The organism is Bradyrhizobium sp. SZCCHNS3052 (genome assembly GCF_032484495.1).
Lineage (GTDB): Bacteria > Pseudomonadota > Alphaproteobacteria > Rhizobiales > Xanthobacteraceae > Bradyrhizobium.
Genome location: NZ_JAUETB010000005.1, coordinates 78,592 through 103,570, shown reverse-complemented (window position 1 = coordinate 103,570; position 24,979 = coordinate 78,592). Strand labels below are relative to the sequence as shown.

The 24,979-nt window shown below is 66.0% G+C and carries 22 protein-coding genes and 1 other RNA gene; 15 read left to right on the top strand and 8 right to left on the bottom strand.

All coding sequences use genetic code 11. The features are described 5' to 3' along the window. Positions 1 to 31: 31 nt before the first annotated feature. The 10 genes from QX073_RS18455 (at position 32) to QX073_RS18410 (ending at position 13,698) form a co-directional block, all read left to right on the top strand. Positions 32 to 1,264 carry a cytochrome P450 gene (locus QX073_RS18455; RefSeq protein ID WP_316226142.1) on the top strand — a complete coding sequence of 411 codons (1,233 nt, stop codon included), beginning with the start codon at positions 32 to 34 and terminating at the stop codon, positions 1,262 to 1,264. A 168-nt stretch (positions 1,265 to 1,432) separates the two neighbouring features. After that, positions 1,433 to 5,206: an AsmA-like C-terminal region-containing protein gene (locus QX073_RS18450; RefSeq protein ID WP_315752463.1), complete on the top strand. Its 3,774-nt coding sequence runs from the start codon at positions 1,433 to 1,435 to the stop codon at positions 5,204 to 5,206. Between the two features lie 31 nt (positions 5,207 to 5,237). Then, the gene (locus tag QX073_RS18445; RefSeq protein ID WP_316226141.1) at positions 5,238 to 6,179 is read left to right on the top strand and encodes a LysR family transcriptional regulator; all 942 of its coding nucleotides are present in this window, start codon (positions 5,238 to 5,240) and stop codon (positions 6,177 to 6,179) included. 120 nt (positions 6,180 to 6,299) lie between these two features. Next, positions 6,300 to 7,181 carry a shikimate dehydrogenase gene (locus QX073_RS18440; RefSeq protein ID WP_316192841.1) on the top strand — a complete coding sequence of 294 codons (882 nt, stop codon included), beginning with the start codon at positions 6,300 to 6,302 and terminating at the stop codon, positions 7,179 to 7,181. Between the two features lie 79 nt (positions 7,182 to 7,260). Beyond that, entirely contained in the window at positions 7,261 to 8,400 is a 1,140-nt protein-coding gene (locus QX073_RS18435) for an ABC transporter substrate-binding protein (protein WP_315713381.1), read from the top strand. Between the two features lie 71 nt (positions 8,401 to 8,471). Further along, on the top strand, positions 8,472 to 9,347 hold the full coding sequence (locus tag QX073_RS18430) for a branched-chain amino acid ABC transporter permease (RefSeq protein ID WP_315755128.1): 876 nt from the start codon (positions 8,472 to 8,474) through the stop codon (positions 9,345 to 9,347). Next, positions 9,344 to 10,342, top strand: coding sequence for a branched-chain amino acid ABC transporter permease (locus QX073_RS18425; protein WP_316169794.1), 999 nt, complete (start codon positions 9,344 to 9,346; stop codon positions 10,340 to 10,342). The genes QX073_RS18430 and QX073_RS18425 overlap by 4 nt, the downstream gene beginning before the upstream one ends. Next, a complete protein-coding gene (locus QX073_RS18420; protein ID WP_316169793.1) occupies positions 10,339 to 11,082 on the top strand; it encodes an ABC transporter ATP-binding protein in 744 nt (247 codons plus the stop codon). The genes QX073_RS18425 and QX073_RS18420 overlap by 4 nt, the downstream gene beginning before the upstream one ends. 10 nt (positions 11,083 to 11,092) lie before the next feature. Beyond that, positions 11,093 to 11,830, top strand: a complete 738-nt coding sequence (locus QX073_RS18415) for an ABC transporter ATP-binding protein (protein ID WP_315713377.1) — start codon at positions 11,093 to 11,095, stop codon at positions 11,828 to 11,830. Continuing rightward, a complete protein-coding gene (locus QX073_RS18410) occupies positions 11,827 to 13,698 on the top strand; it encodes a bifunctional sugar phosphate isomerase/epimerase/4-hydroxyphenylpyruvate dioxygenase family protein (RefSeq protein WP_316226140.1) in 1,872 nt (623 codons plus the stop codon). Before QX073_RS18415 ends, QX073_RS18410 begins: the two co-directional genes overlap by 4 nt. A gap of 1 nt (position 13,699) precedes the next feature. On the opposite strand, the gene QX073_RS18405 is transcribed toward QX073_RS18410, so the two are convergent. Continuing rightward, positions 13,700 to 14,623 (bottom strand): LysR family transcriptional regulator, encoded by a 924-nt coding sequence (locus tag QX073_RS18405; RefSeq protein ID WP_316183978.1) that lies wholly within the window; start codon positions 14,621 to 14,623, stop codon positions 13,700 to 13,702. A gap of 90 nt (positions 14,624 to 14,713) precedes the next feature. On the opposite strand from QX073_RS18405, the gene QX073_RS18400 reads away from it, so the two are divergent. Then, on the top strand, positions 14,714 to 15,502 hold the full coding sequence (locus QX073_RS18400; protein ID WP_316226139.1) for an NAD(P)H-dependent oxidoreductase: 789 nt from the start codon (positions 14,714 to 14,716) through the stop codon (positions 15,500 to 15,502). A gap of 16 nt (positions 15,503 to 15,518) precedes the next feature. Here the strand turns inward: QX073_RS18400 and QX073_RS18395 are convergent, their stop codons facing one another. The 7 genes from QX073_RS18395 to ssrA all read right to left on the bottom strand — a co-directional run bounded on the left by QX073_RS18395 (position 15,519) and on the right by ssrA (position 21,178). Continuing rightward, positions 15,519 to 17,396 carry a ferrous iron transporter B gene (locus tag QX073_RS18395; RefSeq protein ID WP_316226138.1) on the bottom strand — a complete coding sequence of 626 codons (1,878 nt, stop codon included), beginning with the start codon at positions 17,394 to 17,396 and terminating at the stop codon, positions 15,519 to 15,521. Between the two features lie 20 nt (positions 17,397 to 17,416). Then, on the bottom strand, positions 17,417 to 17,692 hold the full coding sequence (locus tag QX073_RS18390; protein ID WP_315713372.1) for a ferrous iron transport protein A: 276 nt from the start codon (positions 17,690 to 17,692) through the stop codon (positions 17,417 to 17,419). A gap of 107 nt (positions 17,693 to 17,799) precedes the next feature. Continuing rightward, a complete protein-coding gene (locus QX073_RS18385; RefSeq protein ID WP_315713371.1) occupies positions 17,800 to 18,087 on the bottom strand; it encodes a ribbon-helix-helix domain-containing protein in 288 nt (95 codons plus the stop codon). Further along, the gene (locus QX073_RS18380; protein WP_315713370.1) at positions 18,087 to 18,272 is read right to left on the bottom strand and encodes a DUF4169 family protein; all 186 of its coding nucleotides are present in this window, start codon (positions 18,270 to 18,272) and stop codon (positions 18,087 to 18,089) included. Before QX073_RS18380 ends, QX073_RS18385 begins: the two co-directional genes overlap by 1 nt. Positions 18,273 to 18,510: 238 nt before the next feature. Further along, positions 18,511 to 19,935 carry a class II fumarate hydratase gene (fumC, locus tag QX073_RS18375; RefSeq protein WP_315713369.1) on the bottom strand — a complete coding sequence of 475 codons (1,425 nt, stop codon included), beginning with the start codon at positions 19,933 to 19,935 and terminating at the stop codon, positions 18,511 to 18,513. Between the two features lie 96 nt (positions 19,936 to 20,031). After that, positions 20,032 to 20,562, bottom strand: a complete 531-nt coding sequence (locus QX073_RS18370; protein ID WP_315752475.1) for an SspB family protein — start codon at positions 20,560 to 20,562, stop codon at positions 20,032 to 20,034. A gap of 261 nt (positions 20,563 to 20,823) precedes the next feature. Then, positions 20,824 to 21,178: a transfer-messenger RNA gene (ssrA, locus tag QX073_RS18365) on the bottom strand. A gap of 94 nt (positions 21,179 to 21,272) precedes the next feature. Here ssrA and QX073_RS18360 point away from each other — a divergent pair. The 4 genes from QX073_RS18360 to QX073_RS18345 all read left to right on the top strand — a co-directional run bounded on the left by QX073_RS18360 (position 21,273) and on the right by QX073_RS18345 (position 24,799). Then, entirely contained in the window at positions 21,273 to 21,869 is a 597-nt protein-coding gene (locus QX073_RS18360; RefSeq protein ID WP_315713652.1) for a chromate transporter, read from the top strand. Beyond that, positions 21,866 to 22,399: a chromate transporter gene (locus tag QX073_RS18355; RefSeq protein WP_316226137.1), complete on the top strand. Its 534-nt coding sequence runs from the start codon at positions 21,866 to 21,868 to the stop codon at positions 22,397 to 22,399. Before QX073_RS18360 ends, QX073_RS18355 begins: the two co-directional genes overlap by 4 nt. A 98-nt stretch (positions 22,400 to 22,497) precedes the next feature. Next, on the top strand, positions 22,498 to 23,277 hold the full coding sequence (locus QX073_RS18350; RefSeq protein ID WP_315713366.1) for a tripartite tricarboxylate transporter TctB family protein: 780 nt from the start codon (positions 22,498 to 22,500) through the stop codon (positions 23,275 to 23,277). 7 nt (positions 23,278 to 23,284) lie between these two features. Then, positions 23,285 to 24,799: a tripartite tricarboxylate transporter permease gene (locus QX073_RS18345; protein WP_315752476.1), complete on the top strand. Its 1,515-nt coding sequence runs from the start codon at positions 23,285 to 23,287 to the stop codon at positions 24,797 to 24,799. Positions 24,800 to 24,979: the final 180 nt, after the last annotated feature.

The following is a 24,979-nucleotide window of genomic DNA, read 5'->3' as shown; positions in this document are numbered from 1 at the left end:
GCTAATCGGCCAATCCAGGGAGAGGAACCCCATGAACGAGCATGTCCAGGCCGCCAAGGCCGCGCCGCTGTTCAATCCGCTGTCGCCGGAGTTCATCCGCGACCCCTATCCCTTCTATGCGCAACTGCGCGACAACGATCCGATGCATGTGACGCCGTTCGGCGCGTTCCTCGCCAGCCGGCACGCGGAATCGAGCCTGGTGCTGCGCGACAAGCGCTTCGGCAAGGACTTCGTCGCGCGTTCGATCCGGCGCTACGGCCCCGACATCATGAAGGAGCCGGTGTTCCAGAGCATGCGGCATTGGATGCTGCAGCAGGACCCGCCGGACCACACCCGGCTGCGCGGCCTCGTCGTGAAGGCGTTCACGGCGCGGCGGGTCGAGGACATGCGGCCGCGCATCCAGGAGATCGTCGACCGCACGCTCGACGCGGTGATTCCGCAGGGCCGGATGGATCTGATCGAGGACTTCGCGTTCAAGCTGCCGGTCACCGTCATCTGCGACATGCTTGGGATTCCCGAGGAGCATCGCGAGGCGTTCTACAAGAGCTCGCGCGAGGGCGGCCGCCTGCTCGAGCCGGTGCCGCTGTCCAAGGCCGAGATTGCCGAGGGCAATGCCGGCAATGCCGTGTCCAAGGCGTATTTCCAGCACCTGTTCGAGCTGCGCCGGAAACATCCGGGCGACGACCTGACGACGCAGCTGCTGCAGGCCGAGGAGGACGGTGCCAAGCTCAGCCATGAGGAACTCACCGCCAACATCATCCTGCTGTTCGGCGCGGGACACGAGACCACGGTCAACCTGATCGGCAACGGCCTGCTGGCGCTGCACCGCAACCCGGAGCAGCTGGCGCTCTTGAAGGCGCGGCCGGAGCTGATCACGAACGCGATCGAGGAATTCCTGCGCTACGATTCCTCGGTGCAGCTCACCGGGCGGGTCGCGCTCGAGGATATCGAGGATCTCGGCGGCCGGCGGATTCCTGCGGGCGAGAGCGTGCTGTGTCTGCTCGGCTCGGCCAACCGCGATCCCGCCGTGTACCCGGACAATCCGGAGCAGCTCGATATCACCAGGCCAAACGTGAAGCCGCTGTCGTTCGGCGGCGGCATCCATCATTGCCTGGGCGCGCAGCTTGCCAGGATCGAGGCCGAGATTGCCATCGGAACCCTGCTGCGGCGGCTGCCGGAGCTGAAGCTGGACGATCCGGACAACCCGGACTGGCGGCCGACCTTCGTGCTGCGCGGCCTCAAGCGGCTGCCCGCCCACTGGTAACCATCTTCGTCAACGGAGTTGTCCAACGCCCCGGAAAGACCGACAGCGCTGTGACTTCGCCATACTTAATCCTATATGATGCAGCGCTCCGGTATCGATGCCAGTGGGCCGCGGCCGCATTGGTTTTAAGGTTGGGACGCCGGAGCGTTGTCCTTTGAGGGAGACCCCGTGCAGACGACCCTGCTCGGCTTGGCGATTGCCTTCATCCTTGCGCTCCTTGCTGCGCTGATCGGCCCGTACTTCGTCGACTGGAACCAGTTCCGGCCGCAGTTCGAGGCCGAGGCGGGCAAGATCATTGGCGTGCCCGTGCGGGTCGCCGGTGCGCTGGACGCACGGCTTTTGCCGACGCCGACGCTGCGGCTGCGCCAGGTCACCTTCGGCGGCGCCAACCACCTCGGCAAGCTGCGCGCCGACAAGCTCGACGTCGAATTCAGCCTCGGCGACCTCATGCGGGGGCAGTGGCGGGCGAACGAGCTTACCATCGGCGGCATGGCGGCCGATCTCGGCCTCGATGCCAAGGGTCAGGTCGACCTGCCGGCAGCCTCCGGCCGCTTCGATCTGGCCGCGCTCGCCATCGACCGGCTCAACCTCACCGGCCGTGTCGCGCTGCACGACGCGGCCAGCCGCTCGACGCTGGAACTGACCGACATCGTCTTCTCCGGCGACGTGCGTTCGCTGGCCGGTTCGCTGCGCGGCGATGGCGCGGTGTCGATCCGCGGCGGCCGCTACCCGTTCCGGGTGTCGTCGAGCCAGGACAAGGACTCCAACGGCCTGCGCGTCCACCTCAACATCGACCCGGGCGAGCGTCCCGTGATGGCCGACATCGAAGGCCTCATCAGCTTCCCCAACCGCTCGCCGAAGTTCGAGGGCGCGCTGACGCTGTCGTCGCCCCCGAAGGAGCAGGGCGCCGACAACGACAAGCCCGCCCAGCCTGTGAAGGAGCCATCCGCAAAGCAGGCTCAACAGGCCAAGGCGGGTCCGCTGAACCAGGCCGGCGCGACGCCTTGGCGCATCGCCACCAAGATCGTCGGCGACCAGGCGTCGGCCAAGCTCGACCAGATCGAGGTCAGCTTCGGCCAGGAGGATCGCTCGCTCAAATTCGCGGGCAGCGGCGACGTCCGTTTCGGCGCCGCCCCCGTGCTGAAAGCCTCACTGTCCGCACGCCAGCTCGATGCCGACAAGCTCCTGGCCGGCGGTGACGACATCAAGGATCGACGGGCGATCGCGCCCGCGCTGGTGCTGCCGGCGCTGCGCAATTGGATCGCACAACTGCCGACCCTGCCGATGCCGGCCAACGTGCAGTTCGCGACCGAGCAGATCATGCTTTCCGGCCGCCCGGTGCAGAACTTTACTGCCGACCTCCACAACGAGCCTTCGGCATGGAGCCTCGAAAAGGTCGATCTGCGCGCGCCCGGCTCGACACGGCTGACCTTCCGGACCATCGGCATCTCGACCTCGGTCACATCGGGCTTCACCGGCGCGCTTGATCTCGAATCGTCGGAGCCCGACACGCTGGTGGCCTGGCTGCAGGGCCGCAGCGACAGCAGCTATCGCACGCAGCGTCCGCTGCGGCTGCGTGGCGACCTCAACGTGGCGCCGGAGCGGGTCGCGATCGACAGCCTCAAGGCCGACATCGACGGCGGCTCCGTTGATGGACGCGTCGCCCTCGTCAACCGGCCAGCGGGGCCGGGCTCGCGTTTCGAGGCGGTGCTGAAGGGCGATCGGCTCGATCTCGACGCGGCGATGGCCGTGACCCGTTCGCTGGTCGGCGTTACCGGCGAGTGGCCGGCGGAGGCCAGCGTGGCGCTGGACGTCGGCCGCGCCAAGCTCAGCGGCCAGGAGCTGCGTCCGCTCACCGCGCGCTTTTCCTACGATCCCAAGACCATCGCCATCGACCAGATCAAGTTCGGCCAAAGCAGCGGCGTGACGAGCGAGGGCTCCGGCCGGTTCGATCGCGCCGATGCAACCGGGCGGCTGGTGGTGACCTCGATGGCCGGCTCGCTCAAGGAGATCACTGCGCTGGTGCAGCCGCTGGCGCCGCAGATCGCCGCCCGCTTCGATGCGCTCGGCACGCCTGCCGGTGCCGCCCGGCTGAAGCTCACGCTCGATCTCGCCAAGGATCCGGCCAATGCCGATCGCAGCCAGGCCAAGGCGGTGCTCGATCTCGACGCGCCGCAACTCAAGGGCTCGGCGACGCTGACGGCAAAACCGTCGGCGGCGGCGCTGCGCAGCTTCGAGCTCGATGCGATCGATCGAACCGAGCTTGGAATCGAGAGCCGGGTGTCGTCGGAGCAGGGCAGTGCCGTGCTGGCGCTGCTCGGACTCGATCGCGTCGCGGCGGCGGGCAACGGTCCGGCCCAGTTCGACGCCAGCGTGACCGGCAGCTGGCGGACGCCGCTGCGGGTGAATGCGAAGCTGTCAGGCGCCGGTCTCGATGGCGATGCGCAAGGCTCCGTCGATCCCTGGGGCGACACCGCCAAGGCCAACGTCAATCTGCGCCTGCGCAGCGCCAACCTGTCGCCGTTGTTCGGATTGAAGCCGCAGGATCCGGCGGCGCAGAACATCCGCCTGTTCGGCCGTCTTGGTCTTTCTAACAATCGCGTGACGCTCGACGACATCGACAGCACGGTCGGCGGATCGCGGCTGCGTGGCCGGCTCGCGCTGGTGCTCGACGACGACAAGCAGATCGACGGCGAACTCGGGCTGGACGCGCTCGACGTGCCGCAAGTGTTCTCGGTGCTGATCGGCGGGGCCGGGCGTGAGTCGGCCGAGCCTTTGGGCGCCGGTCTCTTGAAGGGATGGCGCGGACGCGTCTCGTTTCAGGCCCTCAGCGGCGCCATTCTGAACGGCACTGATCTGCGTCCGCTGGGCGGCGCCATCAAGAGCGACGGCCAGTCGCTGACCATCGAGAATCTCAAGGGCAAGCTCGGCGGCGGCGACGTCAACGCGACCGTGGATGCGCGCTCCAACGCGAATGGTCTCGTCCTGAACGGCCGCGTCGAGTTGGCCGGCATTGACGGCAACGCGCTACGCTATCACAGCCTGAAGATGCCGGCCGGCAAGGTTTCGGCGCAGATGACGCTCGCCGCCGAAGGACGCAGCGTGCAGGCAATGATCAATGCGCTCTCGGGCAATGGCACGGTGACGCTTGACAATGCGGCGCTCCCCAATCTCGACCCGCGGGCGTTCGATGCGGCGTTGCGCGCGGCCGACGCAGGCCAGGTGAGCGACGACGGCAAGTTGCGGCAGGTGATCGAGCCGGTGCTGGCATCGGGGACGTTGCCGGTCACGGCTGCGCAGATCCCCTTCATCATCCGCGATGGCCGGCTGCGTGTCGGCGCCACCACGCTCGAAGCGCAGGGCGCCCGTGCCATCGTCTCCGGTGGCTTCGACATTCCGGCCGATCAGGCCGACATTCGCGTCAGCCTGAGCACGAGCACGGTCGGCAATGCAAATAGCCGTCCCGAGATCCAGCTGTTCGTGGTCGGGACGTCCGAGGCGCTGACGCGCGCGGTCGACGTCACCTCGCTGTCGTCGTGGCTGGCGGTGCGTGCCATCGATCGCGAGACGCGGCGGCTGGATGCGATCGCGCGCGGCGAGGTGCCGCCGGCCTATCCGTCGTCGACGGCGTCGCTGCCCGGTGCACCCGAGGCTGGCCCGGCGGCACCGAGCGCGGCCGACGTGCCGCTGCCCGGTCGTGATCCGCGGCGCGAGCCGCGCACCAAGCTCGGTGGTCCGCGCGCCGTCGTGCCGCCGCTGACCCCGCCGCTCTCGGCTCCCGCCCCTGCGCCTCAGCCGGCGGCACCGATGGCATCGAGCCAGCCGCAGGTCGCGCCCTTGCCGCCGCCGGTCGAGATCAAGCCCGCGCCGGGTGCGCTGCCGCCGCGCCCACGGCCGGTGCCGCGTCCGCCGGTCGTGCTGACGCCGCCGGGCAGTCCATGATGCCGGCTGACGGCGTGCGGAGACCGCGCCGATGATGACCTTGCGACAGGTCGAGGTCATTCGCGCGGTCATGGTGACGGGCACCATCAACGGCGCCGCGCGCCTGCTGAAGGTGTCGGCACCGGGCGTCAGCCGTCTGGTGAAATACACCGAGCGCTCGCTCGGCATCCGCTTCTTCCAGCGCCAGAACGGCCGCTACTTCCCGACGCCCGAGGCGCAGAACATCTTCGAGCAGATCAACAGCGTCTACGAGAAGGTCGACGATCTCAGCTACATCATCTCCAACATCGGCCGTGGCGCGCTGTCGGAACTGCGCGTCGGCTCGGTGCCCAGCATCTCCCAGGTGATGGTGCCGCGCGCGATCGAGCGCGTCCGCCGCCGCTATCCTGATTTGGGCATCGACATCAACATCCTCAAGATCGAGGAGGCGATCGACTATCTGATGCTGGGAAAGGGCGAGTGCGTGGCGATGAGCTACCGGCTCGATCATTCCGGGCTCGAATTCCTGCCGCTGGCCTCCGGCGAATTGTTCTGCATCGTGCCGCCGGGACACGAGCTCGCCGGCCGCAAACAGGTCTCGGCTGCCGAGATGACGCGCTATCCGCTGATCGGCATCGATCCCAACGACCCCTACGGCCGGATCATGGCGGAGATCTTCGCGCGCAACAAACTCAGCTACAACATCTCGATCAAGGCGCGCTTCGGCACCACCGTCTGCGCGCTGGTGAAGGCCGGGCTCGGCATCGCTGTGATCGACCAGTTCACGGTCGCGCATGGCGGCTATCCCGGCATCGAGCTGTTGAAGATCGCCGAGCCGACGCGGTTCGACACCTACATCGCGGTCAAGCGCGGTACGCCGCTGTCGCTCTACGCCGAACACTTCATCGACTGCTTGCGCGCGGAGATGCGCGCGCTGGAGCCCGGCCGACGTCAGGTGGCCAAACCGGCGAAATCCGGTGGCGGCAAAAAATAACATGATGTTAGGTTCAGCCGATATTTGAGTAATTGTGTTAGCGAGCGGACGCGCTATCGTCTGCAACGAATCCGCGCGTGCGGCGCTCGCACGTCACAGCAGCAAGAGACAAAAGCGAACGTGCCTGATCTTTCCGCGCTCAAAGCCCGAAAATTCCTGACCGGCTTGATCGGTGCCCCGATCGCGCATTCGGCCTCTCCCGCCATGCACGAGCACGCCGCGGCGGCGCTCGGCGTGCGCTGCCATTATCAGCTGATCGAGGTCGCCGGCGCGGATCGTGCCGGACTGGCGATGCTGCTGGAGGGCGTGCGCCGGCTCGGCTTTGCCGGCGTCAACGTGACCTATCCCTACAAGGAAGCCGTGGTCGAGCTGCTCGACGAGCTGGCGCCGAAGGCGGCGGCGATGGGCGCCGTGAATACCGTCGTCGTCCGCGACGGCCGGCTGATCGGCCACAACACCGATACCACCGGCTTCGAGCGCGCGGTGGCGCCGCTGGTCAGCCAGAGCCATCGCGGCGTCGTGGCGCTGATCGGGGCCGGCGGAGTCGGCAAGGCGATTGCCTTCGCACTTGCGAACCTCAAAGTCGCTGGGCTGCGGATCTATGACACCGAGCGGGCGCGCGCCGCGAAGCTCGCGAGCCTGCTGCCTGCCGGCACCACGGTGACTGTCGTCGACAGCGTCGAAGACGCGCTTCAGGGAGCGGTGGCTGTCGTCAACGGTACGCCGATCGGCATGCTGCCGAACCGCGGCACACCGGTTCCGGATCATCTGCTGCGCGCCGATCTCTGGGTCGCGGATGCCGTCTACTCGCCGCTTTGGACGCCGCTGCTGAAGGCGGCGAAGGCCAAAGGCGCGCAGGTCCTGCTCGGGCGCGAGCTCGCGATCTACCAGGCGGCCGACGCGTTCGAGCTGTTCACGGGCCTCGCGCCGTCGACCGAGGCGATGGGGGCGGCCTTCGACAATCACATGGCGGAGAGATATCCGGCGGTTGACGCCGCCTGAGCCGACCGCCAATACGCGGCGGAACAAGTCGTTCAAGCAAGAAACGCAAACAAGCGTTTAGAGCAGAGGAGGAAACAACGTGAGATCGATCATCCTGGCCGGACTGTGCTCGGCCGTGCTGCTGTCCGGAGCCGCCTACGCGCAGTCCGGTGCCCCCATCAAGATCGCCAACGTCGCCGAGCTGTCCGGCGGTGGCGCGACCGTCGGCACCAACTGGAAGAACGGCATCGACCTCGCGGTCGAGGAGATCAACGCCAAGGGCGGCATTCTCGGCCGCAAGATCGAGGTGAGCCACGCCGACTCGCAGTCGAACCCCGGCGTCGCCCGTGCCCAGGTGCAGAAGGCGCTCGACGCCGAGCCCTATGTGCTGCTCGGGCCCGGCTATTCCGGATCGGTGAAGGTGACGGCGCCGCTGGCGGCCGAAGCCGGCATCACGCAGATCATGGGCGGCGAGGCGGCCGAGCTGACGCAGGCCGGCAACAAGTTCCTGTTCCGCACCTCGTTCGGCCAGCAATCGTCGATGCCGAAGGTCGCCAAGTACATCAACGACGAGATCAAGGCGAAGTCGGTGGCGGTGGTCTGGGTCAACAACGACTTCGGCCGCGGCGGACGCGACGTCATCACCAAGGAGTTCAACCGCCTCGGCATCAAGGTCGCGGCCGACCTGTCGACCGAAGCCGGCCAGGCCGACTTCGCCGCCGACGTCAGCAAGATCAAGGCGGCCGCGCCGGATGCCGTCTTCATCTATGTCAACGAGGAAGAGAGCGCGCGCATCCTCAAGGAGATCAAGCGCCAGGGCGTGACGGCGCCGCTGATCGGCGAGACCACGCTGGTCGGCCAGAAGGTCATCGAGCTCGCCGGTGATGCGGCCAACGGGGCTCGCGGCCATGTCGGCCTCACCACCGATGCGCCGGTCGAGGCCATCAAGGCGTTCCGCGACCGCTTCGTGAAGAAGTACAACTACGTGCCCGACCATAACGGCCTGAAGGGCTATCTCGCCATCTACATGGTCAAGGCCACGACCGAGAAGATGGGCAAGGTCGACTCCAAGGCGTTTGCCGATACGCTGCACGGCCTGACCATCAAGACATCGGCCGAGCCGAACATCCTGATGGACGTCACCTTCGACCAGAATGGCGACATCGATCGCCAGGGCTTCCTGGTCGAGGTGGTCGAAGGCAAGCAGGTCGTCAAGCAGGTGCTGCCGAAGCTCAACTGAGAACAACGGTCGACCGGCGGCGCCGGAGGGGATGCCAGTGCCGCCGTCACCCAAAGGCTTAGGGGGAAACGATGTCCAATCTGCTCGATCTGATCGTGGCGGGTCTCGCCACCGGCGCCATCTACGCGCTCGTTGCCGTCGGCTTCACCTTGCTGTGGCAGACCTCGCAGACCATCAACTTCGCCCAGGGCGAGTTCGTGATGCTGCCGGCCTTCCTGATGCTCGCGGTGATGCATCTCGGCGCGCCGTTCTGGCTCGCGGTTCTCGTCGGCATCCTGTTGTCGGCACTTCTGCTCGGTCTCGCCTTCAAGATGCTGCTGGTCGATCCGATGCTGCGGCATGGCGTGCTGCCGCTGGCGATCGCCACCATGGCGCTGGCGGTCGGGATCAAGGAGGCGGTGAAGCAGTTCTTCAGCGCCGAGGCCTCGCCTTTCCCTTCGATCGTGCCGGTAGGTGACGTCACCGTCCTGGGCCGGGCGATTTCGCTGCAGAGCCTCGGCGTGCTCGCCGTCGCGATCCTCGCGGTCGTCGGATTGACCACGCTGTTGAACCGCACCTCGCTCGGCCATCAGATGCAGGCGGCCGCGCAGAATCCCACGGTGGCGCGCATCATCGGCGTGCCCGTCGAGCGTATGATCCTCCTGACCTTCCTGATCAATGCCGTGCTGGTCGCGCTGGCGTCGCTGCTGATCACGCCGATCTATCTCGCGAAGTTCTCCAGCGGCGAGGTGCTCGGGCAGGCGGCGTTCATCGCCGCGATCGTTGGCGGCTTCAACCAGGTGCGCGGTGCCATCGCCGGCGGTCTCCTGATCGGCGTCGTCGACAACCTCGCCGCGGCCTACGTCTCCACCCAGTATCGCGCCGCCGTTCCGATGGTGCTGCTGATCCTTGTCATCCTGTTCCGGCCGCAGGGCCTGCTCGGACGCGCCGAGGAGCGTACGGTATGAGCAAGCACAGCAGACTGCTTCTCGTCGCGCTGGCCGTCGTGGTCATTGCGGGTCTGATCATCATCCCGATGAACTTCAACCGCTACGGCCTGTACATCCTGAGCCAGTGGGCCGTGATGACCATCGCCGCGATGGGATTGAACCTTACGCTTGGCTACGCCGGGCAGGTGTCGCTGGCGCAGGGCGCCTTCGTCGGCATTGGCGCCTATGGGGCGGCGATCCTGACCACGCATGGCTGGCCGCTGATTGCCGCGCTCGGCCTCGTCATCGTGATCTGCTTCATCGTCGGCTGGCTCCTCGGCTATCCGGCGCTGCGCGTTCAGCATCACTATCTCGCCTTCGTCACGCTCGCGTTTTCGACGCTGGCGTTCCTGGTGTTCCGCAACGAGAGCTGGCTCACCAACGGCATCTACGGCATCAGCAACATTCCACGTCCCGACATCTTCGGCTTCCCGACCCGCAAGCCGCTGCCGTTCTACTATCTCTGTCTCGGCTCCCTCGGCCTCGTGACGCTCGCGATGTGGTGGCTGATCCGCTCGCCCTGGGGCCGCGCCTTCATGGCGCTGCGCGAAAATCCGATCCGGGCGCAATCGCTCGGCATCGACACGCGCCGCTATACGCTGATGGCGTTCGCGATCGGCTCGGTGCTCGGCGGCATCTCCGGCGTGCTCTATGCGCCGCTGACGCAATATGTCGATCCCGTACCGTTTAACCTGCAGCTCTCGCTCGACCTCCTGATGATGGTCATCGTCGGCGGGGCCGGCTTCATGCTGGGACCGTTCCTCGGCGCCATGATCGCGGTGCTGCTGCCGGAGTGGCTGCGCTTCGCGGAAGGCTATTATCTGATGCTCTATGCGGCCGCCGTGATCGTGCTGCTGATCTATTCGCCGAGCGGCATTCTCGGCATCCTCGACCGCTATCTCAGCTCACGGCGAACCCAGGCGGCGTCCGCGTTGCGGGCCGCGGCTCAGTCCAAGCTGGAGGCCGTGCGATGACCGCAGTTCTCGACGTACGCGACGTCAAGAAGAGCTTCGGCGGAATCACCGCCGTCAACGGCGTCAGCTTCGACGTGCACGAGGGCGAAATCCTCGGTCTCATCGGCCCCAACGGCTGCGGCAAGTCGACCTTGTTCAACTGCATCCTCGGCCAGCTGGTGCCGAGCGCGGGCGAGGTCAGGGTCGACGGCAAGCTCGTCACCGGCCAGCGCCCGTCCGAGCTGAACCGCCTCGGCGTCAGCCGCACATTTCAGCTGCTGCAGGTGTTCCCGAAACTGTCGGTGCGCGACAATCTGATCCTCGCGGGCCAGGAGCATCGCGGCGGCATGCTGTCGCGCCTGTTCGGCCCGTCGGATGCGGGGCTCACGGAGGCGGCCGATCAGATGATCGGCTTCTTCAAGCTTGAGCATCTCGCCAACGAGCCGGCCGGTGGCTTGTCCTATGGTCAGCAGAAGCTGCTCGATGCCGCCATGGCCTTCATGGGCGGCCCGCGGCTGGTGCTGCTCGACGAGCCTGCAGGCGGCGTCAACCCGACCATGCTGGGCGACCTCAAGGAGCGGCTGATCGCGATCAACCGCGAACGCCGCGCCACCTTCGTGGTGATCGAGCACAACATGGAGTTCGTGATGTCGCTGTGCTCGCGCGTCATGGTGATGGCGGAGGGCAAGGTGCTGGCGATCGGCAAGCCCGACGAGATCAGGGCCAACCCGGCCGTGATCGAAGCCTATCTCGGACATTGAGGAGACGGCGATGAGCGATCCCATTCTCGACGTCCAGAACCTCGTCGGCGGCTACGGCAAGATGACGATCCTCAACGGCACGACCTTCTCGGTGCCGGCGGGCTCGATCACCACCGTCATCGGTCCGAACGGCGCCGGCAAGTCGACCGTGTTCAAGGCGATCTTCGGCCTGCTCAAGCTGCGCGAAGGCAAGGTGGTCTTCAAGGGCCGCGACGTCACCGGCTTGAGCCAGCGCGCGCTGCTCGGCGCCGGCATCTGCTACATCCCGCAGGGCCGCAACATTTTCGGCGAGCTGTCGGTCCGTCACAATATCGAGCTCGGCGGCGTGGCCGCACCGCGCGAGTTCGATCTGGCCGCCCGTGTCGAGGCGGCGCTCGACGTCTTTCCCGTGCTGCGCAGGAAGGCGGACCGGCAGGCCTCGACCCTGTCAGGCGGCGAGCAGAAGCAGCTCGAAATCGCGCGCGGGCTTCTGCTCGAGCCGCAGCTCGTGCTGATCGACGAGCCCTCCATCGGCCTGTCGCCCTTGATGGTGCAGCAGACCTTCGACATGCTGAAACAATTGCGCGACCGCGGCGTCTCGGTGCTCCTGATCGAGCAGAATGCGCGCTCGGCGCTGGAGATCTCCGACTACGGCATCGTGCTCGAGCTCGGCCGCACCCGCATCATCGACAAGGCCGACCGCGTGCTGGCCGATCCGCGCATCGGCCAGCTGTTCCTGGGCGGCGCGATGGAGGAGACGGCGGCATGAACCAGCGCTCGATCGCAACGGTCTCCATCTCAGGCGCGCTCGACGAGAAGCTCAAGGCGATCGCCGCCGCCGGCTTCGATACGGTCGAGATCTTCGAGAACGATCTCGTCGCGTTCGGGATGCGGCCGCGCGAGATCGGGCAGATGTGCCGCGACCTCGGACTTGCGATCTGCGCCTATCAGCCGTTCCGCGATTTCGAGGGCATGCCGGAGCCGCAGCGCGCGCGCAACTTCATCCGCGCCGAGCGCAAGTTCGACCTGATGCAGGAACTCGGCACCGATCTGCTGCTGATCTGCAGCAGCGTGTCGCCGGCCTCGCTCGGCGGCATCGACCGGGCCGCCGCCGATTTCCACGAGCTCGGCGAGCGCGCCGCGAAGCGCGGCTTGCGCGTCGGCTACGAGGCGCTGGCCTGGGGCCGCCACGTCCATGACTATCGCGATGCCTGGGAGATCGTCCGCCGCGCCGATCACAAGGCGATCGGCGTCATCCTCGACAGCTTTCATGCGCTGGCGCCGGCGCTGCCGACCAACGCGATCCGCGCGATTCCGGCCGACAAGATTTTCCTGGTGCAGCTTGCCGATGCGCCGAAGCTCGAACTGGATGTGCTGTCCTGGAGCCGGCATTTTCGCAGTTTTCCGGGGCAGGGCGATCTGCCGGTAGGCGCGTTCATGGAGGCGGTCGCCGCGACCGGCTATTCCGGGCCGCTGTCGCTGGAGATCTTCAACGATCAGTTCCGCGCCGGCTCGGCGCCGCGCACCGCGCTCGATGGCATGCGCTCGCTGCTGCTGTTGCAGGACGACCTCGCTGGAAAGACGCCGGCGTCATCGGCCGCGCGCTTCGAGCCTCGGGTCAAGAGCCACGGCATCGGCTTCGTCGAGTTCGCGGTCAGCGAGGACAAAGCGGAGTCTCTGGCGGGACTGTTCGGACAGCTTGGCTTCCGCAAGACGGGGCGTCATCGCAGCAAGGCGGTGCAGCGCTGGTCCCAGGGCGCAATCGAGTTGGTGATCAACTGCGAGCCGGCCAGTTTTGCGCATTCACACTACGTCACGCATGGGGCTGGTGTCTGCGCGTTGGCGCTGGACGTCGACAGTGCCGCTCGTGCCATGGCGCGGGCGCAGTCCTTGAAGACGCGCACCTTCACCCAGCCGGTCGGGCCGGGCGAGCTGGAGATCCCGGCGATCCATGGTGTCGGCGGCAGCCTGCTGTACTTCCTGGATACCCACGGGCGTCACTGGGACGTCGATTTCGAAGCCGTCGCCAGCGACAAGAGCACCGACCGTCTCGTCGCGGTCGATCACATCGCCCAGTCGATGCCGCATGAGGAGATGCTGTCCTGGCTGCTGTTCTATGCCGGGCTGATCGACTTCTCCCGCCTGCCGCAGATGGAGATCGCCGATCCCAGAGGCCTCGTGCAGAGCCAGGCGATCGTCAACGGCGATCGCAGCCTGCGCTTCATCCTCAACGGCTCCTCGGCGACGCGCACCTTGTCGTCGCGCTTCATCTCCGAGTTCTTCGGCTCCGGCGTCCAGCACATCGCGTTCTCCTGCGACGACATCTTCGCGGCCGTGGCCGAGATGCGCGCCCGCGGCGCCGGCTTCCTCGACATTCCCGACAACTATTACGACGATCTCGAAGCCAAGTATGATCTTGCGCCCGACACGGTCGCCGCGCTCCGTGCCAACGAGATCCTGTACGACCGCGACGGCGACGCCGAGTTCTTCCAAGTCTACACCCATATCTTCGAGGAGCGCTTCTTCTTCGAGATCGTGCAGCGCCGCAACTATCAGGGCTTCGGTGCGGCCAATGCCTCGATCCGGCTGGCAGCGCAGGCCCGCGAGGTGCGGCCGGACGCGATGCCGCGGCTTTAGCTCAGGGCTCGGGCCGGATGCCGGGCAGCCGGACGATCTCCTCGGCGAGATAGTCGATCAGCAGCCGCACGCGCGCGATGCCGGCGCGCTCCGGGACGATCAGCATGTTGAGGGGAGTCGATGGCAGACGGTGGTCGGGCAGGATGACCGTCAGCCTGCCAGCCGCGATGAGGTCGTCGACCAGCCACGCATGGCTCCCGCCGATTCCGCGCCCGGACAGCACGGCCTCTCGAACCGCGAGTCCGTGATTGGTGCGGAAGCAGCCTCTGAACGGCACCTCATGGCGTTCTCCGTCGGGTCCCATGACGACGAGCGACTCGCTGCCCGCGACGTTGGTCATGCGGACGCCGTCATGCCCGATCAGCTCCTGCGGCGTGCGCGGCGTGCCGCGTTTCTCCAGATAGTCCGGCGAGGCGACAAGAAGCCGGTGCGAGTAGCCGAGCGGCCGCAGCTTCAGAGAACTGTCGGTGAGCGGAGCGAGACGCAGCGCGATGTCGACACCCTCGCGTACGAGGTCGATGCGCTCGTCGGTCAAATTGAGATCGATCGCGATATCCGGGTAGCGATCCTGGAACGCGAAGACCAGCCGCGTGATGTGCAGGATCCCGAAGGCCGCCGTACAGGAGATCCGGATCGTGCCGGCGGCGGCGCCACGCGCACCGCGTGCCTCGTCGCCGGCCTGGTCGATCAGGCGGAGGATCTGGACGCAGTTCGCGTAATAGCGGCTGCCTTCGTCGGTCAGGGTGACGCGCCGGGTGGTGCGGCTGAGCAGCGGCACGCCGATCGCATCCTCCAATTCCTGAAGGTGACGCGAGATGGTGGATTGGCCCAGCCCGAGCTCGCGCGCCACCGCCGACAGGCTGCCGCGCTCGGCAACCCGGACGAAGCTGCGCATGTTGATGAGGCTGATGCCTGACTTATCCATAAATCAGCATAATGTTATCGATATATGCCATATAGTGGATAGGTGGGCGCGCGTCTATGTTCCGGCTGTTCCAGCAAAGGGATCAAGGCCATGAATGTGCTGCTCGTCTCCGCCCACCCCGAACCCCGCTCGCTCAACGGCGCCCTACGCGACGTCGCGGCCGCCGAGCTCGAATCTCAAGGCCATCAGGTCAGGGTCTCGGATCTCTATGCGATCGGCTGGAAGGCGGCTGCGGATCGCGCCGACTTTCCGCAACTGCCGCCGGATGCGCGCCTCAACGTTGCCACCGCGTCGGGCGAGGCCTTCAAGACGCACACGCTCACTGACGACGTTAGGGCCGAGCAAGAGAAGCTCTTGTGGGCCGACGCGGTCATCCTGCAGTTCCCGCTGTGGTGGTTCACGATGCCCGCGATTCTCAAGGGCTGGGTCGACCGGGTGTATTCCTACGGCTTCACCTATGGCGTCGGCGAGCACAGCGACAAGCGCTGGGGCAACCGCTATGGCGAGGGTGTGTTTGCCGGCAAGCGCGCGATGCTGGTCGTGACCACCGGCGGCTGGGAGGAGCACTATTCGGCGCGCGGCATCAACGGGCCGATCGACGATCTGCTGTTTCCGATCAACCATGGCATCCTGTTCTATCCCGGCTTCGACGTGCTGCCGGCCTTCGTGGCGCACAAGGCGAGCCGGATCGACGAGGCCGGATTTGTTGAGATCGCTGACCGACTGCGCGCGCGGATGCGGACGCTGTTCACGGATCAGCCGATTCCGTATCGGCGGCAGAACCACGGCGACTATCTGATCCCGTCGATGCAGCTTCGTCCTGAGCTCGGCGCGCCGGACGCGCGCGGCTTCGCGCTGCATGTCGACGCCGCGAGCTGACGCGGAGGGCGCGGGCTCAGCCCGCGCCCATCGCGACCGCGATGTGGTAGGTCGCGAACGCCGCCGCATAGGCCAGCGCGAACATGTAGAAGAAGGTGACAGCCATCCAGCGCCAGCTGCCGGTTTCTCGGCGGATGACGGCGAGCGTCGAGGCGCATTGGGGGGCGAAAATGTACCAGGCGAGCAGCGCCAGCGCCGTGGCGAGGCTCCATTTGCTGGCCAGCACCTGTCCGATCTGCTCGGCGGCCTCCTTGCCGCCTTCGATCGCATAGACGGTGCCGAGCGCGGCGACTGCGACTTCGCGGGCGGCCATGCCGGGTACCAGCGCCACCGCGATCTGCCAGTTGAAGCCGACGGGCGAGAGCAGGGGGGCGATCGCCTGGCCGATCATCGCCGCGAGGCTGTAATTGATCGCGGGCTCGGTCGCGCCCTCCGGCGGCTGCGGGAACGACGCCAGGAACCAGATCAGCACCATCATCGCGAAGATCGTGGTGCCGGCGCGTTGCAGGAACATCTTGGCGCGGGTGTAGACGCCGATCGCGATGCTGCGCAACCGCGGCATCTTGTAGTCCGGCAGCTCCAGCATGAACGGCGCCGGCTGGTAGTCGCGCATCAGGAAGAACTTGACCAGGAACGACACCAGCAGCGCGCTGATGATCCCGGCGGCGTAGAGCCCGAACATCACCAGGCCCTGCAGGTTGACCAGGCCCCAGATCTTCGTCGGCGGGATGAAGGCCGAAATGATCAGCGTATAGACCGGGATCCGCGCCGAGCAGGTCATCAGCGGCGCGATCAGGATCGTGGTGAGCCGGTCGCGCCGGTTGTCGATCACGCGCGTCGCCATGATGCCGGGAATGGCGCAGGCAAAGCTCGAGAGCAGCGGGATGAAGGCGCGGCCGTGCAGCCCGGCGCCGCCCATGATGCGGTCCATCAGGAACGCCGCGCGCGCCATATAGCCGAAATCTTCCAGGAGCAGGATGAACAGGAAGATGATGATGATCTGCGGCAGGAAGACGATGACGCTGCCGACGCCCGAGATCACCCCGTTCTGCAGGAAGCTCTGCAGCAGGCCTTCGGGAAGCTCGTCGTGAACGAGCTGGCCGAGCGCATCAAAAGCCGCCGATAGCACCTGCATCAGCGGCTGGGCCCAGGCGAACACCCCCTGAAACATCACGAACAGGATCGCCAGCAGGATCAGCAGGCCGCCGACCGGATGCAGCGCGATGGCATCGATCCGGGCGGTCCAGGTATCGGGCCGCTCGGGCAGGCTGACCGTCTCCGCGATGATACGGTCGGCCTCGCGCTGGGTGGCGCGCAGCTCCGGGACCGTGAGGGGACGCCAGGTGTTGGCGCGCTCTCCGGTGGCCGCGGCCGCCTGGGCCAGGAGCTCGTCGGTCAGCCGCAGCAGGTCGTCGGTGCCGCCCTTGCGCACGGCGATCGACGTCACGACCGGCACGCCCAGCGCCTGCGACAGCGCGGAGACGTCGACCGTTACGCCGCGCCGCTTGGCGATGTCGAACATGTTGAGCACGAGCGCCAGCGGCCGGCCGGTGCTCTTGAGCTCGAGCAGCAGCCGGATGGTCAACCTGAGGTTGGTAGAGTCGGCAACGCACAACACCAGGTCGGGCAGGACCTCGCCGGTGGCACGTCCCAGCACGAAATCCCTGGTGATTTCCTCGTCAGGGCTGCGACCGCGCAAGGAATAGGTGCCGGGCAGGTCGACCAGCGAGATCTGGCGGCCCTGCGGGGTGACGAAGGCGCCCTCTTTGCGCTCGACCGTGACCCCGGGATAGTTCGCGACCTTCTGGCGGCTTCCCGTCAGCGCGTTGAACAGCGAGGTCTTGCCGCTGTTGGGCGTACCCACCAGGGCCAGATGCAGCAGAGGGCTTTCCATGACGACGCTTTCCGCGCGGCCTATGCCACGATGACGGCCATGGCCTCGCGCCGGCGGACCGCGACGGTGATGTTGTCGACACGCACGGCGATCGGGTCGCGCCCGACGATCCCCTCATGCAGGATTTCGACCCGGGCGCCCTCGACGAAGCCCAGTTCGATCAGCCGGCTCTCCAATTCGACGTCCGGCAGGGACGAGCTTGCGCCGCCCGCAGCCAGATGCTGGATTGTTCCGGTATAGCCTCGCCGGGCGAGACCGAGCGGCTGAGGCGGCCTTGTATCGCAGATTTCGCTCATAGCCTGTATTTTCAATCGCGTGCCAAGAGGTCAAGCGCGGCATGTTAAATGCCGCGGCATCTTAGAGCGATTTTAAACAGGCCGGGCGGATCGCCGTCTGATCTGCCTCAAGGAGCCGCGGCGGCTGCCGTGTGCCGGGTGTCCACCGCCGCCTTCGGCTCGAGGCCTGAAGACGCTGCGGCGCGGCTCTTGAAGTGGTCGAGCACGAACAGCCGGATCGCCGAGGACAGGTTGCCCTGCTGGCGATTGTTGTCGATCTCTCCGACCAGCTCGGACAGGGTCATGTTACGGAGACCCGAAATCTCCTTCATGCCGTTCCAGAAGGCCTCTTCGAGGCTGACGCTGGTCTTGTGGCCTGCGACCACGATTGAACGTTTTACGACGGGCGACTTCATCACGCGTCCTCGCCATTGATACGATGTTGATCGAGTAATTCGTTCGCGCGCTTGTCGCGTTGGGCGTCAGTTGCGCGTTCGGACTTCGTCCTGCCGAAGCGAGCGCGGTTGCTTTCGGCGACCTTCGCTTCCTGATCGCGCTCCACGCGCTTTCTGAAACGCTTCAAGTTGATGACATCACCCATGCTTGCTCCAATCATCTAAGCCATCGAACGTCGCGACGAGAGCATGCGCATTGCGCGGATGAGCCCAGGCGTTCTCCAGACAATCATGTCATCGCTCCCTGATAGTTCGATGGCCATTCGCGTCGTTGCGAGCGGGATTTGTTTACTCAACAAACGCAGCAGAACTTGTAGTCGAGAGTATCCTTTAGGGGTTAACAGCGAGAATTGCATCACCCCCCGTAGTACTACGGGGCTACCGCTACGCTCGCCCCGGCCTTGTCATCCTCTCGGGTTGAACGAGGCGGTCGAATTCGTCCTCGGAGACGAGACCGAGCCGCAAGGCCTCTTGTTTCAGCGTGGTGCCGCGCTGATGCGCTGATTTCGCGACCTTGGCAGCGTTGTCGTAGCCGATCTTCGGCGCAAGCGCTGTCACCAGCATCAGCGAGCGCTCCATCAGCTCGCGAATGCGAGCAGCGTCGGCCTGAATACCGGTTACGCAATGTTCGCTGAATGAACGTGCTGAATCACCTAGTAATTGTATGGACTGCATCATGCAATGTGAAAGCAATGGTTTGTAGACGTTCAGTTCGAAATGACCCTGACTGCCGCCCATGGTGATCGCCGTGTGATTGCCGAACACCTGGCAACACACCATCGTGAGCGCTTCGCACTGCGTCGGGTTCACCTTGCCCGGCATGATCGAGGAGCCCGGCTCGTTCTCCGGCAGGATCAATTCTCCCAATCCGGAGCGCGGGCCTGAGCCGAGGAAGCGGATGTCGTTAGCGATCTTGAACAGGCCGGCGGCCGCCGCATTCAGCGCACCATGGGTGTACACATAGGCGTCGTTGGACGCGAGCGCCTCGAATTTGTTGGCCGCGCTGGTGAAGGGCAGGCCGGTGATGTCGGCAACATGCTTGGCGAACAGCTTTGCGAACTTCGGATCCGCGTTCAGGCCGGTGCCCACGGCGGTGCCGCCCTGCGCCAGCGGCAGGAGATCCCGCGCCGCAATCTCGATTCTTGCGATCGCGCTCTCGACCTGCGCGGCGTAGCCGGAGAACTCCTGCCCCAGCGTGAGCGGCGTGGCGTCCTGGGTGTGGGTGCGGCCGATCTTGACGATGTCCGCGAACGCCTCCTGCTTGGCGCGCAATGCCGCCAGCAGCTCCGACAGCGCCGGCACCAGATGGCCCGAGATCGCGCGCGCTGCGGCGATGTGCATCGCGGTCGGGAACGAGTCGTTGGACGACTGGCTCATGTTGACGTGGTCGTTCGGATGAACGGGCTTCTTGGTGCCGCGCTCGCCCCCCAGCAGCTCGCTGGCGCGATTGGCGATCACCTCGTTGAGGTTCATGTTGCTCTGGGTGCCCGAGCCGGTCTGCCAGACGACCAGCGGAAAGTGGTCGTCGAGCTTGCCGTCGATGACCTCCTGCGCCGCTTGGACGATGGCGTCCGCCATGCGCGGCTCGAGCTGGCCGAGCTCGCGGTTGGTCTGGGCCGCGGCCATCTTCACCAGCGCAAGCGCGTGCACGATGCCGATCGGCATGCGGTCGTGGCCGATGCGGAAATTCTGACGGCTGCGCTCGGTCTGCGCGCCCCAATAGCGATCGGCGGCGACCTCGATCGGGCCGAAGCTGTCGGTCTCCGTGCGCGTCGCTCCGTGCGATGATGGATTTGCTGAATGTGCCATGAAGCATGCCCATGATTGGTGGTGAACCGGCGTCGACCGGTTCAAGCATGCTTCAATCTCGTGGTCCAACCGGCGTTCCGCGCGCGGCGAATGCGCCTACTTCTTGCGGAAACGGTCCAGGCGCACGACCTCGGCGCCTTCTCCCGGCGAGGCTGGCGGGAGCGGCTTGTCGTCGCTGGTCTCGGCCGGTGTCGCAGGCTGCGGACCGGCGATGGCCGATGGCGCCGGTGCGGCCGGCAGCTTCGGAGCTGGCGGCGTCTCGGCAATCGCCTCCGACGGCTCGAACTGCAGTCCGAATTGCACCGACGGATCGAAGAAGCTCTTGATCGCGTGGAACGGCACCACGAGGCGCTCAGGGATGCCGCCGAACGACAGGCCGACCTCGAACCGATCCTCCGAAACCACCAGATCCCAGAACTGGTGTTGCAGGATGATCGTCATCTCCTCCGGATATTGCGCGAGCAGCCGCGGCGACAGCTTCACGCCCTCGGCCTTGGACACGAAGGTGATGAAGAAATGATGCTCGCCCGGGAGACCATGGGCAGCAGCGTCGGTCAGCACCCGGCGCAGCACCCCGCGCAACGCGTCGCGCGCCAGCACATCGTATCGAATATGATCCGTCGCCATGATCGGTCCTGTATCGTGAGGGCTGCGCCCGACGTGTCGAGCGGCCGCGCCCGGCAGGCAGCAGCATTCCCGACTCGCGTCAGTCACATCGTACCCGGCATCGGTGCCGAGGTCAGCAGCCATGCCGGTCGATCGCCAGATATGGGAACGGGTAGAAGCTGGCGGAAGTCCGGTCAACGGAGGAATGAACGGATGACGCGCCAAAAAACTGGGGACAGCACGGCCCGCGACGGGGAGACCGGCCAAAGCGGGGCAAATGAAAGTGGAGGCTTCTGTTGCCAGGTGCCTCCGAACCCCGCCTAACGGAGCTTAACCCGTTAGGACTTTAAGGTGGTCTTTCAAACTGCGTTACGCAGCCTGAGCAACCGGAGCAAAGTTGTCGTTGGCAACTATTGCAGTAGCCCGATAACGGCGGAACAATACCGGGAAAAAGCTCGCCCTTTACGCCCTCGTCGATCCTATTTCGCCCCCGCCAAAACCCATCCGTCGGTGGGCTTTGGTGGAGGCGCCGGGTACCGCCCCCGGGTCCGAATGGTTTATTTCGACGGCGATTTATTTCCATAGCCGGCAAGCCGGCACCCCCTATATAGGCCGCCGGCCGGCGGATGCACAGGGCCGAAACGCCGCGGCGCGCGACAAAAATGTGGGCGGCTGCTGGGAACCTCTGGTTCGACCTTGGCAGCCTGGTTTTCGTCCTCCTACAGTGCGGCATGCCTCCCGAAGCTGCGCAGGTTGCCTCTCCCGCTGCCGACATCGCCAGACACCCGCCCAGCCTCCGCACGCTCTTCTTCGCATTCGCGAAAATGTCGCTGTCGGGCTTCGGCGGCGTGCTGGTGTTCGCGCGGCGTGCGATCGTCGATGAGCATCACTGGATGACGGCGGAGGAGTTCAACGCGACCTTCGCGCTCTGTCATTTCCTGCCCGGACCGAACATCGTGAATTTCTCCGTGGTGTTCGGCGCGCGATTGCGCGGTGTCGCGGGTGGAATCGCTGCCTTTGCAGGCCTGCTCGGACCACCGATGCTGCTGATCACCTCTCTCGGTGCCATCTACGGTCATTTTGGACAAGCCGACACGTGGCGACGGGCGCTTGCAGGCGTGTCCTGCGTGGCCGTGGGTCTGCTGGCGTCGGTGGTGTTTCGCATGATCTCGCCGCTCCTGAAGAAGAGCGACGTGGCGGGCGTTGCCGTCGTGGCTGGCGTGTTCGTGGCGATCGGGCTGGCGCGCCTGCCGCTTCAGGAGGTTCTGCTGGTGGCCGTGCCGCTCAGCCTAGCCGTCACCTATGCCAAGACGCGGTCGGCACGATGAGCGGGGACGACAATCCGTTGTTCCAGCTGTTCTGGACCTTTGCGTTGATCTCGCTGTTTGCGGTTGGCGGCGCAGTGGCGGCGATTCCCGAACTGCAACGTGTTGCAGTCGAGGCCCGGCACTGGATGACGGACAAACAGTTCGCCGATCTGTTCGCACTCTCGCAATTGTCGCCCGGGCCCAACGTTCTGATCGTCACCCTGATCGGCTATTCGGTCGCAGGCGTGGCAGGTGCGGCGGTCGCGACGATCGCGATGTGCGGTCCCACCGCCGTGCTCTCCTATTTTGTCAGCCGCTGGCTCTCGAATGCGCGGGAGGCGCGCTGGCCCGCCATGCTGCAGGCGACGCTGGTGCCGTTGTCGATCGGCTTGATGGCGGCGAGCGCATGGATTCTCGGTCAGGCTTCCGACCAGACGTGGCGGGCGTTCGCGCTGACGGTCCTTGCCGCAGTCGTTGCATCTATGACGCGACTCAATCCGCTCTGGCTGCTCGCCGCGGGCGGCTGTCTTGGTTTTGCTGGCCTTCTCTAGGGAAAGTCGCTAGGCAAAATAGAAGCGCGACCGGTTTGCTCCGGGCCGCCGAACGAAAACAGTGCCGGCCATCAAGGCCGATCGGGGGGGGGCGAGGCATGGCCGAGACCACGGGCCAATTGTCGGGCGAAACGGCGGGCATGTCGGCCGCCCGCAGCGTGACCGGCGCATCGATCATTCTGGTCCTTGCCTTCGCGCCCCAGATCATCGAACTGCTGATCGCCTTGGCCGGTCTTGTAGGTCCACTCTCCGGACGCGGTCCGCTGCAGGTCATTGGAGCCCATGCGTCGGCCTTGTCAATGGCGATCCCGAGCCTGGCGCAGCAATATGCCGCAAGCGGCAAGACCTCGCTGTCTTCCGATGTTCTGCTGGCTCTCATCTACACCTATCCGCTGATCGCGGTCGCGGTGTTCACATTCATGGTACGTCCACGCGCGCCGCAGGACTATTTCGGCGGCGTCGTGCTGATGGCGATCGCGCTGTTCGCGTTGTGGGCCTCCAGCGACCTGCAGGGCATGCGCGGCTTCTCGTTCGGTGCCGGAACTGCGCCGCGGATGTTCGGTCTGCTGCTGCTAGGGCTCGGAGCTGCCGTGGCCGTGATCGGCGTCGTGAGTGAAGGCGCGCAGCTTGCGACCTATCACTGGCGCGGACCGCTGTTCGTCTCGCTCGCGATCCTGACCTTCGCCGTCTCCATTCGCCCGCTCGGACTATTGGTCACGGGGCTTGCAAGCTTCCTGATCGCGGCGATCGGCAGCCCCGAGACGCGCTGGCGCGAGGCCCTGATCGTCGGCATCTGCCTGACCGGCGGCTGCGCGCTGCTGTTCCCCTACGTGCTGGGGTTGCCGATGCCGCTGTTGCCGCGTTTCCTTTTGCAGTGAGGGCGTGATGGATCTGTTTGCAAATCTCGCCCACGGTTTCGCCGTCGCGTTGTCGCCAATCAATCTGCTGATGTGCCTGATCGGCGCGCTGGTCGGCACGCTGGTCGGCGTTCTCCCGGGCATCGGGACCATCGCCACCGTCGCGATGTTGCTGCCGATCACCTTCGGCCTGCCGCCGGTCGGCGCGCTGATCATGCTGGCCGGCATCTACTACGGCGCCCAGTATGGCGGCTCGACGACCTCCATCCTGGTCAACATTCCCGGCGAGGCGACGTCGGTGGTGACCGCGCTCGACGGCTTCCAGATGGCGAAGCAGGGCCGTGCCGGTCCGGCGCTGGCGATTGCCGCGATCGGCTCATTCTTCGCCGGCTGCGTTGCCACCGTGCTGATTGCGATCCTCGGCGCGCCGTTGACCAAGCTCGCGCTGGCGTTCGGCCCGGCCGAGTATTTCTCGCTGATGGTGCTGGGCCTGATCTTCGCAGTCGTGCTGGCGAAGGGCTCGGTGCTGAAGGCGATCGCAATGATCGTGCTCGGCCTGCTGCTGTCGATGGTCGGCTCGGACATCGAGACCGGCGTCTCGCGCATGGCCTTCAATATTCCCGAGCTCGCCGACGGCCTGGGCTTTGCCACCGTCGCGATGGGCGTGTTCGGCTTTGCCGAGATCATTCGCAATCTCGATGCCGGCGCGGAGATGGACCGCGACCTCGTGCAGAAGAAGATCACCGGCCTGATGCCAACCAGGAAGGATCTGAAGGACTCCGCGCCGGCGATCCTGCGCGGCACGGTGCTCGGTTCGATCCTGGGCATCCTGCCGGGCGGAGGTGCGGTGATCGCCTCGTTCGCGGCCTATACGCTGGAGAAGAAGATCGCGCGAGATCCGTCGCGGTTCGGTCGCGGTGCGATCGAGGGCGTCGCGGCGCCGGAGAGCGCCAATAATGCGGCGGCGCAGACCTCCTTCATTCCGCTGCTGACGCTCGGCATTCCGCCGAATGCGGTCATGGCGCTGATGGTCGGCGCGATGACCATCCACGGCATCGTGCCGGGCCCGCAGGTGATGCAGAAGCAGCCCGATCTGGTCTGGGGCATGATCGCCTCGATGTGGATCGGTAATCTCATGCTGATCATCATCAACCTGCCGCTGGTCGGCATCTGGGTGCGGCTCTTGCGCGTGCCATACCGGCTGATGTTCCCGTCGATCGTGATCTTCTGCGCGATCGGCATCTATTCGGTCAACAACGCGCCGGTCGACGTCGTCCTGGCGGGCGCGTTCGGCCTCGTCGGCTACTGGCTGATCAAGCATGATTTCGAGCCGGCGCCGCTGTTGCTCGGCATGGTGCTGGGCCCGTTGATGGAGGAGAACCTGCGCCGGGCGCTGCTGATCTCGCGCGGCGACTGGTCGGTGTTCCTGACGCGGCCGCTGTCGGCCGTGCTGCTCGCGATCGCGGCGGGGCTGTTGGTGCTGGCGGTGCTGCCGACGTTGCGCCGCAAGCGCGACGAGGTCTTCGTGGAGAGCGAAGGCTGACCTGCGTCGGCGGACCGGACGCCGGAGGCGCTCGGGACGCTGGTGAAGGGCGAGATCGTCAAATGGTCCGCGGTCCTCAAGCCCGCGAGCTGGGTACGGAACGGCCATGGATCGGGAGGGGGGGCGGAACGTGCGGTTCCGCCCTTGTCGTTTGCAGCGGTGGCCGACATTTTTCGGGGT

What these genes read in the sequence shown, in the direction of transcription:
- QX073_RS18455 (WP_316226142.1), top strand. Translation starts at nt 32, where the DNA reads ATGAACGAGCATGTCCAGGCCGCCAAGGCCGCGCCGCTGTTCAATCCG.
- QX073_RS18445 (WP_316226141.1), top strand. Translation starts at nt 5,238, where the DNA reads ATGATGACCTTGCGACAGGTCGAGGTCATTCGCGCGGTCATGGTGACG.
- QX073_RS18430 (WP_315755128.1), top strand. Translation starts at nt 8,472, where the DNA reads ATGTCCAATCTGCTCGATCTGATCGTGGCGGGTCTCGCCACCGGCGCC.
- QX073_RS18425 (WP_316169794.1), top strand. Translation starts at nt 9,344, where the DNA reads ATGAGCAAGCACAGCAGACTGCTTCTCGTCGCGCTGGCCGTCGTGGTC.
- QX073_RS18420 (WP_316169793.1), top strand. Translation starts at nt 10,339, where the DNA reads ATGACCGCAGTTCTCGACGTACGCGACGTCAAGAAGAGCTTCGGCGGA.
- QX073_RS18415 (WP_315713377.1), top strand. Translation starts at nt 11,093, where the DNA reads ATGAGCGATCCCATTCTCGACGTCCAGAACCTCGTCGGCGGCTACGGC.
- QX073_RS18410 (WP_316226140.1), top strand. Translation starts at nt 11,827, where the DNA reads ATGAACCAGCGCTCGATCGCAACGGTCTCCATCTCAGGCGCGCTCGAC.
- QX073_RS18405 (WP_316183978.1), bottom strand. Translation starts at nt 14,623, where the DNA reads ATGGATAAGTCAGGCATCAGCCTCATCAACATGCGCAGCTTCGTCCGG.
- QX073_RS18400 (WP_316226139.1), top strand. Translation starts at nt 14,714, where the DNA reads ATGAATGTGCTGCTCGTCTCCGCCCACCCCGAACCCCGCTCGCTCAAC.
- QX073_RS18395 (WP_316226138.1), bottom strand. Translation starts at nt 17,396, where the DNA reads ATGGAAAGCCCTCTGCTGCATCTGGCCCTGGTGGGTACGCCCAACAGC.
- QX073_RS18390 (WP_315713372.1), bottom strand. Translation starts at nt 17,692, where the DNA reads ATGAGCGAAATCTGCGATACAAGGCCGCCTCAGCCGCTCGGTCTCGCC.
- QX073_RS18385 (WP_315713371.1), bottom strand. Translation starts at nt 18,087, where the DNA reads ATGAAGTCGCCCGTCGTAAAACGTTCAATCGTGGTCGCAGGCCACAAG.
- QX073_RS18380 (WP_315713370.1), bottom strand. Translation starts at nt 18,272, where the DNA reads ATGGGTGATGTCATCAACTTGAAGCGTTTCAGAAAGCGCGTGGAGCGC.
- fumC (WP_315713369.1), bottom strand. Translation starts at nt 19,935, where the DNA reads ATGGCACATTCAGCAAATCCATCATCGCACGGAGCGACGCGCACGGAG.
- QX073_RS18370 (WP_315752475.1), bottom strand. Translation starts at nt 20,562, where the DNA reads ATGGCGACGGATCATATTCGATACGATGTGCTGGCGCGCGACGCGTTG.
- QX073_RS18360 (WP_315713652.1), top strand. Translation starts at nt 21,273, where the DNA reads ATGCCTCCCGAAGCTGCGCAGGTTGCCTCTCCCGCTGCCGACATCGCC.
- QX073_RS18355 (WP_316226137.1), top strand. Translation starts at nt 21,866, where the DNA reads ATGAGCGGGGACGACAATCCGTTGTTCCAGCTGTTCTGGACCTTTGCG.
- QX073_RS18350 (WP_315713366.1), top strand. Translation starts at nt 22,498, where the DNA reads ATGGCCGAGACCACGGGCCAATTGTCGGGCGAAACGGCGGGCATGTCG.
- QX073_RS18345 (WP_315752476.1), top strand. Translation starts at nt 23,285, where the DNA reads ATGGATCTGTTTGCAAATCTCGCCCACGGTTTCGCCGTCGCGTTGTCG.